General features: G+C 61.3%; 14 protein-coding genes. 4 read left to right on the top strand and 10 right to left on the bottom strand.

The window, feature by feature from the left end; translation table 11 throughout:
• Window positions 1-19 precede the first annotated feature (19 nt).
• From F8N49_RS16475 to argS, 9 genes are all read right to left on the bottom strand, one after another.
• Window positions 20-640: a TetR/AcrR family transcriptional regulator gene (locus tag F8N49_RS16475; RefSeq protein ID WP_024011259.1), complete on the bottom strand. Its 621-nt coding sequence runs from the start codon at window positions 638-640 to the stop codon at window positions 20-22.
• Window positions 641-670: 30 nt separating this feature from the next.
• On the bottom strand, window positions 671-2353 hold the full coding sequence (gene phaC, locus F8N49_RS16470) for a class II poly(R)-hydroxyalkanoic acid synthase (RefSeq protein WP_056787316.1): 1683 nt from the start codon (window positions 2351-2353) through the stop codon (window positions 671-673).
• A 140-nt stretch (window positions 2354-2493) separates the two neighbouring features.
• Window positions 2494-3348: a poly(3-hydroxyalkanoate) depolymerase gene (gene phaZ / locus F8N49_RS16465; RefSeq protein ID WP_076565220.1), complete on the bottom strand. Its 855-nt coding sequence runs from the start codon at window positions 3346-3348 to the stop codon at window positions 2494-2496.
• A 101-nt stretch (window positions 3349-3449) separates the two neighbouring features.
• On the bottom strand, window positions 3450-5129 hold the full coding sequence (phaC, locus tag F8N49_RS16460) for a class II poly(R)-hydroxyalkanoic acid synthase (protein WP_122699855.1): 1680 nt from the start codon (window positions 5127-5129) through the stop codon (window positions 3450-3452).
• A gap of 257 nt (window positions 5130-5386) precedes the next feature.
• Entirely contained in the window at window positions 5387-5758 is a 372-nt protein-coding gene (locus tag F8N49_RS16455) for a gamma-butyrobetaine hydroxylase-like domain-containing protein (RefSeq protein WP_016772061.1), read from the bottom strand.
• A 77-nt stretch (window positions 5759-5835) separates the two neighbouring features.
• Window positions 5836-7173, bottom strand: coding sequence for an ATP-dependent protease ATPase subunit HslU (gene hslU, locus F8N49_RS16450; RefSeq protein WP_016772060.1), 1338 nt, complete (start codon window positions 7171-7173; stop codon window positions 5836-5838).
• Between the two features lie 55 nt (window positions 7174-7228).
• A complete protein-coding gene (gene hslV / locus F8N49_RS16445) occupies window positions 7229-7759 on the bottom strand; it encodes an ATP-dependent protease subunit HslV (protein WP_007968352.1) in 531 nt (176 codons plus the stop codon).
• A 290-nt stretch (window positions 7760-8049) separates the two neighbouring features.
• The gene (locus F8N49_RS16440) at window positions 8050-8760 is read right to left on the bottom strand and encodes an SPOR domain-containing protein (RefSeq protein WP_016772059.1); all 711 of its coding nucleotides are present in this window, start codon (window positions 8758-8760) and stop codon (window positions 8050-8052) included.
• A gap of 1 nt (window position 8761) precedes the next feature.
• Complete coding sequence (argS, locus tag F8N49_RS16435) at window positions 8762-10498, bottom strand: arginine--tRNA ligase (RefSeq protein ID WP_024011262.1); 1737 nt, start codon at window positions 10496-10498, stop codon at window positions 8762-8764.
• On the opposite strand from argS, the gene F8N49_RS28330 reads away from it, so the two are divergent.
• Window positions 10497-10619 carry a hypothetical protein gene (locus F8N49_RS28330; RefSeq protein WP_016772057.1) on the top strand — a complete coding sequence of 41 codons (123 nt, stop codon included), beginning with the start codon at window positions 10497-10499 and terminating at the stop codon, window positions 10617-10619. The two genes, argS and F8N49_RS28330, sit on opposite strands and share 2 nt — an antisense overlap.
• A gap of 93 nt (window positions 10620-10712) precedes the next feature.
• Here the strand turns inward: F8N49_RS28330 and F8N49_RS16430 are convergent, their stop codons facing one another.
• A complete protein-coding gene (locus tag F8N49_RS16430; protein ID WP_151551917.1) occupies window positions 10713-12932 on the bottom strand; it encodes a primosomal protein N' in 2220 nt (739 codons plus the stop codon).
• Window positions 12933-13220: 288 nt separating this feature from the next.
• Here F8N49_RS16430 and rpmE point away from each other — a divergent pair, with 288 nt between their 5' ends.
• The 3 genes from rpmE (at window position 13221) to F8N49_RS16415 (ending at window position 15719) form a co-directional block, all read left to right on the top strand.
• Window positions 13221-13442, top strand: a complete 222-nt coding sequence (gene rpmE, locus F8N49_RS16425) for a 50S ribosomal protein L31 (RefSeq protein WP_016772055.1) — start codon at window positions 13221-13223, stop codon at window positions 13440-13442.
• Between the two features lie 41 nt (window positions 13443-13483).
• Window positions 13484-14266, top strand: coding sequence for a thermonuclease family protein (locus tag F8N49_RS16420; protein WP_071174189.1), 783 nt, complete (start codon window positions 13484-13486; stop codon window positions 14264-14266).
• 184 nt (window positions 14267-14450) lie between these two features.
• Window positions 14451-15719: a malic enzyme-like NAD(P)-binding protein gene (locus tag F8N49_RS16415; RefSeq protein WP_016772053.1), complete on the top strand. Its 1269-nt coding sequence runs from the start codon at window positions 14451-14453 to the stop codon at window positions 15717-15719.
• The last annotated feature ends 168 nt before the right edge of the window (window positions 15720-15887 follow it).

Below are 15887 nucleotides of genomic sequence, written 5' to 3'. Positions count from 1 at the left end.
GGGTGAGGGGCTTTTCGGGTCAGTCGTGATCCTCAAGGTATTGCAGCGCCATCCGCTCTGTCGCCACCTTCACTGGCGGCAGCAAATGCGGCGCCACCAGCATCATGATCTGATAGACCACCAACCGAACTTCGCCCTCACGATCAAGAATCCGCTGGTAATCCAGCGAGAACAGCAGCGTCATGGTCACCTGCTCGACCAATTGCCCCAGCGCCTGGGTATCGCTGACCAGTTGCCCCGAAGCCTTCAAACGCGCCAGCAACGACGCCAGCGTGCGCTTCAGCGCATTGAGCAGATTGCGAATCCCCTTGGCCAGCTTCGGCAAGCGCCCGGCGAGGTTCGACAGGTCCTGGAACAGGAACCGGTATTGCGCCAGGCGCTCGACGATCAAATGCAAGAACAACCAGTAATCCTCCGGCGCCAGCTCCACGTCCGGCGGCGGGTCGAGCAGGGGCGCGAGCTCGTGCTGGAAGCGTTCGAACAGGCCGAGAATCAGCGGTTCCTTACCGTGGAAGTGGTAGTAGAGATTGCCCGGGCTGATCCCCATTTCGTTGGCCACCTCCATGGTGGAAACGTTCGGCTCACCCTTTTCGTTGAACAGTTGCAGCGCACATTCGAGAATCCGGTCGCGGGTTTTCATCCAGTCTTCTTAGAAAATTTCGGTTGAGCGTCAGCGCACATGCACATAGGTGCCGGGTGCCGCTTCCATCGGTGGATAGTTCGGGTTACCCAGTGTTGTGCGAGTCTCGTTAAGGGCGCCGGAGCGCTGCGCGACCCACTCCAGCCACTGCGGCCACCAGCTGCCGTCGACGTGTTTGGCATCGTAGTACCAGGCACGCGGATCGCTGCTCAGTTTGGCGTTTTCGACGTAGGCAGCTTTCGGGTTGCTCGGCGGGTTGAGGATGCTCTGCACGTGGCCGCTGTTGGACAGCACGAAACGTCGCTCGCCACCGAGCAGCAGGGTCGAGCGATACACCGCGTCCCATGGCGTGATGTGGTCGTTCATGCCGGCGACGCTGAAGCTGTCGACATTGACCTTCTGCAGATCGATCGGCGTACCGCACACCTCGAGACCGCCCGCGTGTATCAGCGGGTTGTGCTTGAAGAAGTCCAGCAGATCGCCGTGCAGCGCCGCCGGCAGGCGGGTGTTGTCATTGTTCCAGTAGAGGATGTCGAAGGCTGGCGGCTCCTTGCCCAGCAGGTAGTTGTTGACGAAGTAGCTCCAGATCAAATCGTTGGGGCGCATCCAGGCGAAGACCTTGGCCATGTCGCGACCGTCGAGCACGCCTCGCTGGTACGAGCGACGCTTGGCCGCTTCCAGTGTTTGCTCATCGGCGAACAGCGTGGCCGGGGTTTCGATCTGGCTGTCGAGCAGACTGACCAGATACGTCGCGCTGGCGACCCGGCGCAGTTGCCGTTTGGCCTGCAAATGCCCTTGCAGGGCGGCGATGGTCAGGCCGCCGGCGCAGGCGCCCATCAGGTTCACTTCACGCGCGCCGGTAATCGCCCGGCAAATGTTCATCGCTTCCTCGACCGCTTCGACGTAACTCGACAGGCCCCATTCGCGATGGCGCACATCAGGATTGCGCCAACTGATCATGAAGGTCTGCAGGCTGTTTTTCAGGGCGTACTGGACGAAGCTGTTCTGCGGGCTCAGATCGAAGATGTAGTACTTGTTGATTTGCGGCGGCACCACCAGCAGCGGCTTGGCGTACTGCTTTTCGCTCATCGATTTGTACTGGATCAACTCGAACATTTCATTGCGAAACACCACAGCCCCAGTGGTGGTCGCTACGGTTTTGCCGACCTCGAACGCCTGCTTGGTCACTTGCCGTGGCAGGCCGTCGTTGTGCAACAGATCATCGAACAGATGGCTCAGGCCACGCACCAGACTCTGCCCGCCGGAATTGAACAACTCCTTGACCGCCAGCGGGTTGAGCAGAGTGTTGGACGGCGCTACGGCGTCATTGAGCAGGGTGAAAGCGAAGTGCGCACGGGCACGATCTTCAGGGCTCATGTCGCCTTCATCGATCCAGCTCTTGACCTGTTTCTGCCAGGCCAGATACGCCTGCAGGCTGCGCCGGTAGAACGGGTTTAGGCTCCACGCCGGATCGGCGAAGCGGCTGTCTTGCGGATTGGTCGGGTGCAGGGTTTCGCCGAGCAGCACGCGGCCCAACTGTCCGCCAAGCTTCAGCGCATGCTTTGCGCTGTGCAACGGATTGCGCAAGCCGTGGGCGGCGACGCTGCGCAGGGTCGACAGCAGATCCCTGCCACGCAGACCGGCGATCGCACTTTGGGCGTTGATAAACACGGCGGGGCTGGGCACCACGCCCGTCGCTGGTTTTTCGCGCATGACTCAACACTCCTTCGTCTTCAGGGCAAAAACACACTCACCGAACCAGAACACCATAGACGCTGTTACCGGTTGCTGCCTGCGCGGCGTCCTGCCGCGCGCTTGATTTGAAAAGTGCTGCATAAAGCAGGCCGCCGCGATCAGCCGCCGAGCGGCGTCGGATGCGGGTGCATGACTGCGCGCAGACGCTCCTCTTCGAGAAACTTCATGATGATCGGCGCCACCGCTTCGGCGCGGGTAATCAGGAACAGATGGCCGTCATCGATGATGTGCAACTGCGCATTGGGAATGCGCCAGGCGAGCATGCGCATGTTGATCAGCGGAATCAGCGGATCGTCATCGCCGGCCAGCACCAGCGTCGGCTGATGGATCTTGTGCAGCCAGTGGATGCTGGTCCAGCCGAGGCCGGCGAACAGTTGCCAGTAGTAACCGAGCTTGCCCGCCGAGCGCACTTTCGCCGCATGGCTGGCAGCCAGCGTCGGGTCGCGGCGGAACGAGCCGCCGTAGATCATCGGCGCGATGCGGATCACATGGGATGGCTGAATGTAGCGGCGCGGACTGGCCATCATCCACAGCACTTTCGGTTTGCCGGGGACCATCACCGCACCGGCCGCAGTGGCCGCCAGTACCAGTTTCTTGCAGCGCTCGGGATAGTCGTAGGCAAACTGCTGCGCCAGAGCTCCGCCCCACGACACGCCGATCACATTGACCTTGCCGTAGTCGAGATAGTCGAGCATCCGCGCCGTCAGTTTGGCCAGGCCGGGGAAGCGATACGGCCGGTTCGGCGTCGACGAACCGCCGACCCCGGGCACGTCGAAGGCGATCACTTCCAGATCCGGGTCGAGCGCTGCGACAAACGGAAACACCAGCTCCAGGTTGGCGCCGATGCCGTTGAAAATCAGCAGAGGCGTCAAATGAGGCTTGCCGGGACGCACCGCCGTGCGGAGGGTCTGGCCATCCAGATCGACGGTGCGGAATATGAACGGTTGCGGCATGGGTCAAACCCTTCGGGTCAGTTGGGAGCAGCTGCAAGCCGCAAGCTTCAAGCTTCAAGCAGAACCCGCTCAGCTTGTCGCTCGCAGCTTGAAGCTTGCCGCTATCTTTCATGTACATAAGTGCCCGGCGAAGCCTCGCCTGCCGGGTACGCTTTGTTGCCCAGTTTCGTCGGGGCCTTTTTCAGGTTGCCCGAGCGCTCGGCCAGCCATGCCTGCCAGTACAGCCACCAGGAATCGGTGTGCTTGGTCGAGTTTTCCTGCCAGTCATCGGCGGTCGGCGCCATCTCTTCGCTGGTCATGTAGCGCGACTTCGGATTGCCCGGCGGGTTGAGGATGCTCTGGATATGGCCGCTGCTCGACAGCACGAATTCGACTTTGCCGCCGAACAGCTGCGCCGACTTGTAGCAGGACTTCCATGGCGTGATGTGATCGTTGGTGCCGGCCAGCGAGAAGATGTCGGCGGTGACCTGCTTGAGGTCGATCGGCGTGCCGCACACTTCCAGTGCATTGGGGCGGATCAGTGGATTGTTTTTGAACATCTCGATCAGGTCGCCGTGGAACGCAGCGGGCAGGCGGGTGGTGTCGTTGTTCCAGAACAGGATGTCGAACACCGGCGGCTCGTTGCCGAGCAGGTAGTTGTTGACCCAGTAGTTCCAGATCAGATCGTTGGGGCGCATCCAGGCGAAGACCTTGGCCATGTCTTTGCCTTCGAGCACGCCGGCCTGGTAGGAGTGGCGCTTGGCGGTCTCCAGGGTCTGCTCGTCGACGAACAGGGCGACGTCGCTGTCCAGGGTGGTGTCGAGCACGCTGACCAGCAGGGTGAGGGCGTTGACCTTGTTCTCGCCGAGCGCGGCGTAGTGGCCGAGCAGGGCGGTGCAGGTGATGCCGCCGGAGCAGGCGCCGAGCATGTTGACGTCTTTGCTGCCGGTGATCGCCGTGACTACGTCGACGGCTTCTTTCAGCGCTTCGATGTAGGTCGACAGGCCCCACTCGCGCTGGGCCTTGGTCGGGTTGCGCCAGCTGATGATGAAGGTCGGCACGTTGTTGCGCAGGCAGAAGCGCGCCAGGCTCTTGTCCGGGCTCAAGTCGAAAACGTAGAACTTGTTGATCTGCGGCGGCACTACCAGCAGCGGGCGCTCGTGGACCTGCTCGGTGATCGGCCGGTATTGAATCAGCTCCAGCACATCATTGCGGAACACCACAGCACCTTCGGTGACGCCGAGGCTCTTGCCGACTTCGAACGCGCCCATGTTGACCTGGCTTGGCATGCCGCCGTTGTGCACCAGATCCTTAGCCAGATGCGAGAGGCCATCGAGCAGGCTCTTGCCGCCGGTTTCGAAAAAGCGTTTGACCGCCGCCGGGTTGGCCGCCGTGTTGGTCGGCGCCATGGCTTCGGTCATCAGGTTGATGACGAAATGGCCGCGAGCGATGTCTTTGGGGGACAGGCTGCTGTCATCAATCCAGGCATGCAGTTCCTTGCGCCAGGCCAGGTAGGTTTGCAGATAACGTTTGTATAGCGGGTTCTGGCTCCACGCCGGGTCGGCAAAGCGGCGGTCATCACCGGCCGGTTGCAGCGCGGATTTACCCAGCAGCACGTTTTTCAGTTCGAGCCCGAAATGGGTCACGTGCCTGACGCTGTGAATCGGTTGTCTGATGGCCTGTTTCAGCACCATTCGAGCAGAGGCCAGCAGATCCTTTCCGCGCAGCCCGACGACGGGGTTAAGCCCCAGAGTGTTTTCCGAGGCTTGGTACTTCAGGTCATCGTTATTCTTGTCACTCATCTACGACGCTCCATTGTCCTGAGACGAGTACCCGGTTTCACGCTGTCGCTTCCACAGCCAATGCCGGGTACTACTGCTCGGGTGACCGTTGATTCTGCACAGCTGCTTTACAGTCGTAGAGCACTGCAGGGAACTTGCCAGCTCCATTGGTTACCCGAGTTTAATTTTTTTCGCAAGCGGCCGATCCGGGGCCGTATGCGCGGAGCATTCAAACAGATGAAGTTAGAAAATGCCCTCTAAAGAGCAAGAGCCACGGCCTAGAGCATCAGCTTGACGAACGACTCGTTCGGATCGCGGGATTTTCCGGCAGCGCGCAGCTCGGCAAGATAATCGTCCCAGAGTTCGTTCTGGCGCTTGCCGAGTTCGTAGAGGTATTCCCAAGTGAACAGGCCGCTGTCGTGACCGTCGTCGAAGGTCAGTTTCAGTGCATAGTTGCCAGCCGGTTCCAGCTTGCTCAGACCCACGTTGAGCTTGCCGAATTGCAGGATCGGTTTGCCGTGGCCCTGGACCTCGGCGGAGGGAGAGTGCACACGCAGAAACTCGGCGGGCAGAGTGTATTCCTCGCCGGACGCGTAAGTGAGCGTCAGGGTTTTCGAGGCTTTGTGCAGTTTGATGTCGGTGGGAATCATGAAAAACAGCCTTTAGCTGCAAGCTACAAGTTGCAAGCTTAACTCAGCTTGCCGCTTGTAGCTTGTAGCTTGCCGCTCTACAGAATGTAGCGGGACAGATCTTCGTTCTGCGCCAATTCGCCGAGGTGGCTGTTGACGTAGTCGGCGTCGATCAGAATCGCCTTGTCATCATGGGCGCTGGCGAGGTCGCCGGCGCTGAACGACACCTCTTCGAGCAGACGCTCGAGCAGGGTGTGCAGGCGACGGGCACCGATGTTCTCGGTCTTCTCGTTGACCTGCCAAGCGATCTCCGCCAGACGCTTGATGCCCTCGGGCTGGAACTGGATGTTCAGGCCTTCGGTTTTCAGCAGTGCGCAGTATTGCTCGGTGAGCGAGGCGTGCGGTTCGCTGAGGATGCGTTCGAAGTCTTCCGGGCTCAGCGCCTTGAGCTCGACGCGGATCGGCAGACGGCCTTGCAGCTCCGGCACCAGATCGCTTGGCTTGCTCAGGTGGAACGCACCGGAGGCGATGAACAGGATGTGGTCAGTCTTGACCATGCCCAGCTTGGTGTTGACGGTGCAGCCCTCGATCAGCGGCAGCAGGTCGCGCTGTACGCCTTCGCGGGAGACATCGGCGCCGCCGACATTGCCGCGCTTGGCGACCTTGTCGATCTCGTCGATGAAGACGATACCGTGCTGCTCGACCGCTTCCAGCGCCTTGGCCTTCAGTTCTTCTTCGTTGACCAGACGCCCGGCTTCTTCATCGCGCACCAGTTTCAGCGCTTCCTTGACCTTGAGCTTGCGCGACTTCTTCTTGCCCTTGCCCATGTTGGCAAACAGCGATTGCAGCTGGTTGGTCATCTCTTCCATGCCTGGCGGCGTGGCGATTTCGATGCCGGAGACTTCGGCGACTTCGATCTCGATTTCCTTGTCGTCCAACTGGCCTTCGCGCAGGCGCTTGCGGAACAGCTGACGGGTGTTGGAATCGGAGCTCGGCGCTTCTTCGTTGCTGAAGCCCATGCGTGCCGGCGGCAGCAGCGCGTCGAGGATGCGGTCCTCGGCGGCGTCTTCGGCGCGGTGGCGTACGCGGGTCATTTCCTGTTCGCGGAGCATCTTGATCGCGGCATCGGCCAGATCACGGATGATCGACTCGACGTCACGGCCGACATAACCGACTTCGGTGAATTTGGTCGCTTCGACCTTGATGAACGGCGCATTGGCCAGTTTCGCCAGGCGACGGGCGATCTCGGTTTTACCGACACCGGTCGGGCCGATCATCAGGATGTTCTTCGGGGTCACCTCAACGCGCAGCTCTTCAGGCAGCTGCATGCGGCGCCAGCGGTTGCGCAGGGCAATCGCGACGGCGCGCTTGGCATCGTCCTGGCCGATGATATGGCGGTTGAGTTCGTGGACGATTTCGCGGGGAGTCATGGACATAGTAATTGACGGTCCTCAAGCAGAAACAAGCCGTGGCACATGGGCCGCAACAGGCTTATTCAGCGAGATCCTGCTCCTCAATGGTCTGGGTGTGGTTGGTGAATACGCAGATGTCGCCAGCGATGCCGAGAGCGGTTTCGACGATCTCGCGCGCTGACAAGTCGGTCTTTTTCAGCAGGGCGCTGGCGGCGGCTTGCGCGTAGGCGCCGCCGGAACCCATGGCGATCAGGCCATCTTCGGGTTCGACCACGTCACCGTTGCCGGTGATGATCAGCGAGGCATCCTTGTTGGCAACCGCGAGCATCGCTTCGAGGCGGCTCAGGGAGCGGTCGGTGCGCCATTCTTTGGCGAGTTCGACGGCGGCGCGGATCAGGTGACCCTGATGTTTTTCGAGCTGGCCTTCGAAACGTTCGAACAGGGTGAAGGCGTCGGCGGTGGCACCGGCGAAACCGGCGATGACCTGGCCGTGGTACAGGCGACGGACCTTTTTGGCGTTGCCTTTCATCACGGTGTTGCCGAGAGAAACCTGGCCGTCGCCGCCCATGACGACTTTGCCGTGGCGGCGGACTGAAACGATGGTGGTCAAGGGAAGAGTCTCCACGCAGCGGGGCGAAAATGCCTTATGCCCATTCATATGGGGGTGCTGGAGGGGATTTCAACCGGCAGGGACGATGGGAGACGAATGGTGTGTGTGATGACTGTGGCGAGGGGATTTATCCCCGTTCGGCTGCGGAGCAGTCGCGAAACCATCATTTGCGGTATGCCTGCTGCACCGCAATGGCTGGTTTCAGGGCTGCTTCGCAGCCAAACGGGGGTAAATCCCCTCACCACAAAGTTTGAAGGTCACCTGCAAGTTGCAGCTGACCTCTGAGAGCCTTAGCGGCTCTGACGTTGTTGTAACAACAGGTTGCTGAAGCCCGCACCAGCCAGTTGTTTCTGCGCCGTGGTCAGTTGTTCACGGTTGCTGAACGGGCCGACCAAGACGCGGTACCAGGTTTCATCCTTGACCGTGCCGGACTCCACCGCGACGGCTTGGCCGAGCAGAATGATCTGCGCACGCACCTTGTCAGCATCGGTTTCCTTGCGGAACGAACCGGCCTGGAGGAAGAACTTGGTCACTGGCGCGGCCTTGCTCACCGGTGGCGCTGGCGGCGGCGTGATCCCGGCCAGAGCCGCTTGAGCCCGTGCGGTGTCGATCTTCGCCGCTTCGGCCGGGGTTACCGGCGTGGTTGGGATGGCCGGCACTTGCGGCGTCGGCAGGGTCTTCTCCGGTACCGCGTCCGGCGGCACGATCACTTCCGATTCCGGCAGCAAGGTGTAGAAGTCGTACTTCGGCTTCACCGGTTGCGTCGGGCTCGGCGGGGTCTTGTTGGCCTCGGCGATCTTCGACGCTTTCTGCTGCTGTTCGACTTTCTCGCGCTTGACCGTGTCGCTGCCCTTGCCCGGTTCCAGTTTCATCAGAAACACGATGAACGCGCCGACGGTCAGGCCGATGGCCATCCACAGCCAGCCCGGAATCGGTTGTTTCGCCGGGGCCTGATAGCGACTGGCGCCGCGTTTGGGTGCAGGTTTTTTCTTGGCAGCCAACTTACATACGCTCCAGAGTTTCCAGACCCAACAGCTCCAGGCCTTGCTTGAGGGTGCGACCGGTCAGTGCGGCCAGACGCAGACGGCTCTGCATCTGCGCCGGGGTGTCGGCGGCGAGGATCGGGCAGTTCTCGTAGAAGCTGGAGAACAGGCCGGCGACGTCGTACAGGTAGGTGCAGAGAATGTGCGGGGTGCCTTTTTCAGCGACGTTGTTCAACACTTCGCCGAACTGCGCCAGCTTCGCCGCCAGCTCTTGCTCGTGCGCCGCTTCGAGGACGATCTGGCCGTCGACTTCGCTGAAGTCCTTGCCCAGTTTACGGAACACACCGGCCACGCGGGTGTAGGCGTACAGCAGATACGGCGCGGTGTTGCCTTCGAAATTGAGCATCAGGTCGAAGTTGAAGCTGTAGTCGCTGGTGCGATGCTTGGACAGGTCGGCGTATTTCACCGCGCCGATGCCGACGACCTTGGCGATGTTGCGCAACTCGTCTTCGGCCAGGGTCGGGTTCTTCTCTTTCACCAGATTGTAGGCACGTTCCTGGGCTTCGGTGAGCAGATCGATCAGCTTCACGGTGCCGCCATCACGGGTCTTGAACGGACGGCCATCGGCGCCGTTCATGGTGCCGAACCCCATGTGCTCCATTTCCATCGGATGGGTGACGAAACCGGCCTTGCGCGCCACCGCGAAGACCTGCTGGAAGTGCAGGGCCTGACGCTGGTCGACGAAATACAGCGCGCGATCAGCCTTGAGCTTGCCGCTGCGGTAGCGCACGGCGGCGAGGTCAGTGGTGGCGTACAGGTAACCGCCATCGGCCTTGACGATGATCACCGGCAGCGGGTCGCCATCGGCGTTCTTGAACTCGTCGAGGAACACGCACTGGGCGCCGTTGCTCTCGACCAGCATGCCGGCAGCTTTGAGGTCGTTGACCACATTGATCAGGTCGTCGTTATAGGCGCTTTCGCCCATTACGTCGGCCATAGTCAGTTTGACGTTGAGCAGTTCGTAGATCTTCTGGCAGTGCGACAGCGAGATGTCCTTGAACTTGGTCCACAGTGCCAGGCATTCGGCATCGCCAGCCTGCAACTTGACCACCAGGCCACGGGCGCGGTCGGCGAATTCTTCGGACTCGTCGAAACGCTGCTTGGCCGCACGGTAGAAGTTTTCCAGATCGGACAATTCGTCGCTGGTGATCGGGTTTTCCTGCAGATAAGCCATCAGCATGCCGAACTGAGTGCCCCAGTCGCCGACGTGATTCTGGCGGATCACTTCGTCGCCGAGGAACTCAAGCACGCGGGCCACGCCGTCGCCGATGATGGTCGAGCGCAAGTGGCCGACGTGCATCTCTTTGGCCAGGTTCGGCGCCGACAGATCGACTACGGTGCGCTGCGCCGGGCCGGCCTTGCGCACGCCGACACGGGCGTCGGCCAGTGCGGCGTCGAGGCGCGAGGCCAGTGCCTGGGTGTTCTGGAAGAAATTGATGAAGCCCGGGCCGGCGATTTCGGCCTTGGTGACGTTCTCGTCAGCGGGCAGGGCGGCGATGATTTTCTCCGCCAGATCGCGCGGCTTCATGCCGGCCGGCTTGGCCAGCATCATGGCGATGTTGCTGGCGAAGTCGCCGTGGGTCTTGTCGCGGGCGTTCTCCACCTGGATCGCCGGCGTCAGGCCTTCAGGCAACACACCTTCGTTGACGAGTTGGGTGAGGGCTTGCTGGATCAGCTGGCGAATGGTGTCTTTCATGGTCTTCTCTTTCGACCGCAAGCGCGGCGGGCGCATCGATGCGCGGGTGGAAAAACTGGGCATTATCCGTTGCGAAGACGGGCTTGCCAACCTTAGCAGGCAGGATGTGGATATGTGGTGACATCAAAGTCAAAAGATCGCAGCCTTCGGCGGCTCCCACACAGGAATGGGCATTTATCTGTAGGAGCTGCCGAAGGCTGCGATCTTTTGATCTTCAATACAAATCGACGGGATCAACATCCAGCGACCAGCGCACCGCCCGCCCGCTCGGCATCTGCTCCAGCACCAGCATCCAGCTGGCCAGCAACCGGTGCAGCGGTGCCCGCGCAGTCGCCTGCAACAACAGCTGGGCGCGATAACGCCCGGCGCGGCGCTCCATCGGTGCCGGCACCGGCCCGAGCAGCTCGATGCCGCTCAGATTCAATTCGGCCAGCAGGCGTTCGGCCGCGCTGCACGCTTCATCGAGAAAACCTTCCGCCTGCCCCGGCTTGTGCGCTTCGGCACGCAACAGTGCCAGATGGGCAAACGGCGGCAACCCGGCCGCGCGGCGCTCGCTCAAGGCTTGTTCGGCGAAGGCGAAATAACCCTGCTCGGTCAGTTGCACCAATAAAGGGTGGTCGGCCAAATGCGTTTGTATGATCACCCGGCCCGGCTCCTCAGCCCGGCCGGCGCGCCCGGCGACCTGGACGATCAACTGCGCCATGCGCTCGCTGGCGCGGAAGTCGCCGGAGAACAGGCCGCCGTCGGCATCCAGAATCGACACCAGCGTCACCCTTGGGAAATGGTGCCCTTTGGCCAACATCTGCGTGCCGACCAGAATGCACGGCTGACCCTTTTGAATCGTCGCAAACAGCTGATTCATCGCGTCCTTGCGCGATGTACTGTCGCGATCGACGCGCAGTACCGGGTAATCCGGGAACAGAATCGCCAGACGCTCTTCGGCGCGTTCGGTGCCGGCACCGACCGGGCGCAGATCGACCTTGCTGCATTTCGGGCATTGGCGCGGTGTGCGCTCAACGTTGCCGCAGTGGTGACAGCGCAACTCGCCGTAACGCTGGTGTACGGTCATGCGCGCATCGCAGCGCGAGCACTCGGACATCCAGCCGCAATCGTGGCAGAGCAGGGTCGGGGCAAAGCCGCGCCGGTTGAGGAACACCAGCACCTGCTGGCCGTTGGCGAGGGTCTGGCCGATGGCTTGCTGCATCGGTCCGGAAATACCGCTGTCGAGCGGACGGCTTTTGACGTCCAGACGCAGAAAGCGCGGTTGCTTGGCGCCGCCGGCGCGCTCGTTCAGGCGCAGCAGGCCGTAGCGGCCGGTGTAAGCGTTGTGCAGACTTTCCAGCGACGGCGTGGCGGAGCCGAGCACGATCGGGATGTTTTCCTGCCGTGCGCGTACCAGCGCCAGATCGCGAGCGTGGTAGCGCAGACCTTCCTGCTGTTTATAGGAACCGTCGTGCTCTTCATCGATGATGATCAGCCCGGGATTTTTCATTGGCGTGAACAGCGCCGAACGGGTGCCGATAATAATGTCGGCCTCGCCATCACGGGCGGCGAGCCAGGCTTCCAGGCGTTCGCGATCATTTACCGCCGAGTGCAGCAGGGCGATGCGCGCATTGAAGCGCTGTTCGAAACGCGCCAGGGTCTGCGGGCCGAGGTTGATTTCCGGGATCAGCACCAGTGCCTGTTTGCCGGCTTCGAGGGTCTCGCGTATCAGCTGCAGATAGACTTCGGTCTTGCCGCTGCCGGTGACGCCGGCCAGGAGAAAAGCGTGGTAACTGTCGAAGCCGGCGCGAATCGCTTCATACGCCGCGCGCTGTTCGCTGTTGAGCGGCAGCTCCGGTTGCGCAAGCCAATGTTCATGGCGAACGCCGGGAGCGTGGCGGCGGATTTCGACCTGCACCAGCCCCTTGGCCAGCAGCAGATCGAGGCTGTCCTTGCTCAGCATCAATTTGCTCAACAACTGATGGGCAACGCCGTGAGGATGCTGGGCCAGCGTGGTCAGCGCCTCGCGCTGGCGTGGCGCGCGGGCGACTCGCGGGTCATCGACGCTGGCGCCGGTCGCCACCGACCAGAAGCGTTCCTGCCGGGCTTCGGCCAACTCGCCCTGACGCAGCAATACTGGCAAGGCCCAGTTCAAGGTGTCGCCGAGGCTGTGTTGATAATACTGCGCGGTCCACAGGCACAGCTTGAACAGCGCTGGCGGCAGTGGCGAAGTCGTGTCGAGCAGGGCCAGCGCCGGCTTGAGTTTTTCTGCCGGCACTTCGCTGGTGTCGGTGATCTCGACCAGAATGCCGATCATCTCGCGCCGGCCGAACGGCACCCGCAGGCGCATGCCCGGCTGCAATTGCTCGCGCCGCACCCCAGCCGGCGCCCGGTAATCGAACAGGCGGCGCAAAGGCGAAGGCAGGGCAAGGCGCAGAATGGCGTCGGGCACGCGGGGGGATCTCTATAAACGCAAAAGAAGGGTTGAACGCAGATCAATTGTGGGAGCGAGCTTGCTCGCGAAGGCGGTGTATCAGACGCTTGGACATTGACTGACACAACGCATTCGCGAGCAAGCTCGCTCCCACAGGGGAACGCGTTCAAGGTCGGGAGCCTAGCAGACGGTCGGTCTCGGTGACAGCTTGCGCGATTGAAAAGGTCTGGTAGAATCCGCGGCCTAATTACGTGCGGTATTCAACAATAGTGTTGGGTGGCGGCACGCTAGCCTGAGGAAGACACCATGAAAGCCGAAATCCATCCGAACTACCCGGAAATCGCTGTTACCTGCAGCTGCGGTAACAAGTTCGAAACTCGTTCGACCTACGGCAAAGCCCTGGCGATCGACGTTTGCAACGAATGCCACCCGTTCTACACCGGTAAGCAGAAGACTCTGGACACCGGCGGCCGTGTGCAAAAGTTCGCAGACCGTTTCGCTACTTTCGGCGTCGGCAAAAAAGCCTGAGGCTGATCATTTTGGAAGGTCGTTTCGACTTCTCCAGACTGATGAAAAAGGCGTCCCTTGCGGGCGCCTTTTTTGTGTCTGCGATTTGGCTGTCCGCCGCCCAGGCCTTTTGTCCGGTACCCGCAGGGCTGACCAGCGTCAGCGTGCAGCGGGTGGTCGATGGCGACACCCTGCGCCTGAGCGACGGGCGCAATGTGCGCATGATCGGACTCAATACGCCGGAGCTGGGCAAGCAGGGCCGCAGCGACGAACCGTTCGCCGTGGCAGCGCGCAAACGCCTGCAAGCGCTCGTCGATGACAGCGGCGGCCGGGTCGGTCTGCGGCCCGGCAAGCAGGCGAAAGACCATTACGGGCGTACGCTGGCGCATGTTTACAGTGTCAGCGGTGCCAATCTCGAAGCGCAGATGCTTGCCGCTGGCCTGGGTTTTCAGGTCGCGGTGGCGCCGAACATCGATCTGGTCGCCTGCCAGCAGGCCGCCGAACGCAGCGCGCGACAGTCCGGGCTTGGTCTCTGGCGGCAATCGCCGGTCCAGAAAGCGCAGCAGATCCAGCGTTCGGGCTTTGCCGTAGTCAGCGGTAGGGTGAGCAAGGTGCAGCGCAATCGCGGCGGAATCTGGATCGAGTTGCAGGACACGCTTGTATTGCGGGTTGCACCCAATCTGCTCGGACAATTTGACAGTGCTGATTTGCAAGCATTGAAAGGCAGGCAGATCGAGGCGCGTGGCTGGGTGGTTGACCGATCCCGGCGCGGTGGTCTGCCAAAAGGTCAGGCGCGCTGGTTGCTGCCATTGACCGATCCTTCAATGCTGCACGTACCGCGCTGAAGAAAAATTGTAGACATTTTTACGGCTGATTGTGAACAGTCCAGCCCTTGTGCGCCGTGGCTCTTGGCCCAAAGTCGTAGGGCAGGGCGCTTGACAGCGGTGACTGCCCAGTCTTGTGGGGACTTTGCGAGGCGCGTATCCTCGCTGACCAGTCTGTCCAACAGTAAAAAAGCGGAATGCCAAAATGTCTGATCTGAAAACTGCCGCTCTCGAATACCACGCCAATCCTCGTCCGGGGAAGCTGAGTGTCGAGCTCACCAAGGCCACTGCTACCGCCCGCGACCTGTCGCTGGCCTACAGCCCCGGCGTAGCTGAACCAGTGCGCGAGATTGCTCGCGATCCTGAACTGGCCTACAAATACACCGGCAAGGGCAACCTGGTGGCAGTCATTTCCGACGGCACCGCGATCCTGGGTCTGGGCAACCTCGGCCCACTGGCTTCCAAGCCTGTAATGGAAGGCAAGGGCGTACTGTTCAAGCGTTTCGCCGGCATCGACGTATTCGACATCGAAGTCGACTCGGAAAGCCCGCAAGCCTTCATCGACACCGTCAAGCGCATCTCCATCACCTTCGGTGGCATCAACCTGGAAGACATCAAGGCGCCAGAGTGCTTTGAGATCGAACGCGCTCTGATCGAGCAGTGCGACATTCCGGTGTTCCACGATGACCAGCACGGCACCGCGATCGTGACCGCTGCGGGCATGATCAACGCCCTGGAAATCGCTGGCAAAACCCTGCCGGAAGCAAAAATCGTCTGCCTCGGCGCGGGCGCTGCCGCCATCTCCTGCATGAAACTGCTGGTGAGCATGGGTGCTCGCATCGAAAACATCTTCATGGTTGACCGTACCGGCGTGATCCACTCCGGCCGTGACGACCTGAATCAGTACAAAGCCGTGTTCGCCCACGCTACCGAGAAGCGCACCCTGGCAGACGCACTGGCAGGCGCTGACGTATTCGTCGGTCTGTCCGGTCCGAACCTGCTGAGCGCCGAAGGCCTGCTGTCGATGGCGGCCAACCCGATCGTGTTCGCCTGCTCCAACCCGGATCCGGAAATCTCCCCGGAACTGGCGCACGCCACCCGTAGCGATGTGATCATGGCAACCGGCCGTTCGGACTACCCGAATCAGGTCAACAACGTACTGGGCTTCCCGTTCATCTTCCGTGGTGCCCTGGACGTTCGCGCCAAGCGCATCAACGAAGAAATGAAAGTCGCCGCCGCCAACGCCCTGCGCGAACTGGCCAAACTGCCTGTTCCACAGGACGTGTGCGATGCCTACGGCGGTGCTCCGCTGGAATTCGGCCGTGAGTACATCATTCCGAAACCAATGGACAAGCGCCTGATCACCCTGATCTCCGACGCCGTGGCCAAGGCTGCGATCGAGACCGGCGTGGCCACCCTGCCGTATCCGAAGAACTACCCGCTGAAAAGCGTGGATGACGTGTTCAACGGCTAAGTCGTTGTAGCGTGTCAAACAAAAGCCCCGGCTCGTGAGAGTCGGGGCTTTTTTATGCCTGAAGATCAAGAGCCCCTCACCCTAACCCTCTCCCAGAGGGAGAGGGGACTGATTGGGGGACGCTTGGGAGCTACGCCGACCTGAATGTATGGTTTTGAATCCATAATC

Source organism: Pseudomonas sp. GXM4, assembly GCF_008923895.1.
In the GTDB taxonomy this organism is placed as follows: Bacteria; Pseudomonadota; Gammaproteobacteria; order Pseudomonadales; family Pseudomonadaceae; genus Aquipseudomonas; species Aquipseudomonas atacamensis.
The sequence above is the reverse complement of the archived record's forward strand: the minus strand, read 5'-3'. Positions and strand labels throughout refer to the sequence as shown.

Bases quoted from the DNA above. Each gene is read 5' to 3' on its own strand.
- F8N49_RS16475 (WP_024011259.1), bottom strand. From the start codon at position 640: ATGAAAACCCGCGACCGGATTCTCGAATGTGCGCTGCAACTGTTCAAC.
- phaC (WP_056787316.1), bottom strand. From the start codon at position 2,353: ATGCGCGAAAAACCAGCGACGGGCGTGGTGCCCAGCCCCGCCGTGTTT.
- phaZ (WP_076565220.1), bottom strand. From the start codon at position 3,348: ATGCCGCAACCGTTCATATTCCGCACCGTCGATCTGGATGGCCAGACC.
- phaC (WP_122699855.1), bottom strand. From the start codon at position 5,129: ATGAGTGACAAGAATAACGATGACCTGAAGTACCAAGCCTCGGAAAAC.
- F8N49_RS16455 (WP_016772061.1), bottom strand. From the start codon at position 5,758: ATGATTCCCACCGACATCAAACTGCACAAAGCCTCGAAAACCCTGACG.
- hslU (WP_016772060.1), bottom strand. From the start codon at position 7,173: ATGTCCATGACTCCCCGCGAAATCGTCCACGAACTCAACCGCCATATC.
- F8N49_RS28330 (WP_016772057.1), top strand. From the start codon at position 10,497: ATGGTCTTCTCTTTCGACCGCAAGCGCGGCGGGCGCATCGATGCGCGG.
- argS (WP_024011262.1), bottom strand. From the start codon at position 10,498: ATGAAAGACACCATTCGCCAGCTGATCCAGCAAGCCCTCACCCAACTC.
- rpmE (WP_016772055.1), top strand. From the start codon at position 13,221: ATGAAAGCCGAAATCCATCCGAACTACCCGGAAATCGCTGTTACCTGC.
- F8N49_RS16420 (WP_071174189.1), top strand. From the start codon at position 13,484: ATGAAAAAGGCGTCCCTTGCGGGCGCCTTTTTTGTGTCTGCGATTTGG.
- F8N49_RS16415 (WP_016772053.1), top strand. From the start codon at position 14,451: ATGTCTGATCTGAAAACTGCCGCTCTCGAATACCACGCCAATCCTCGT.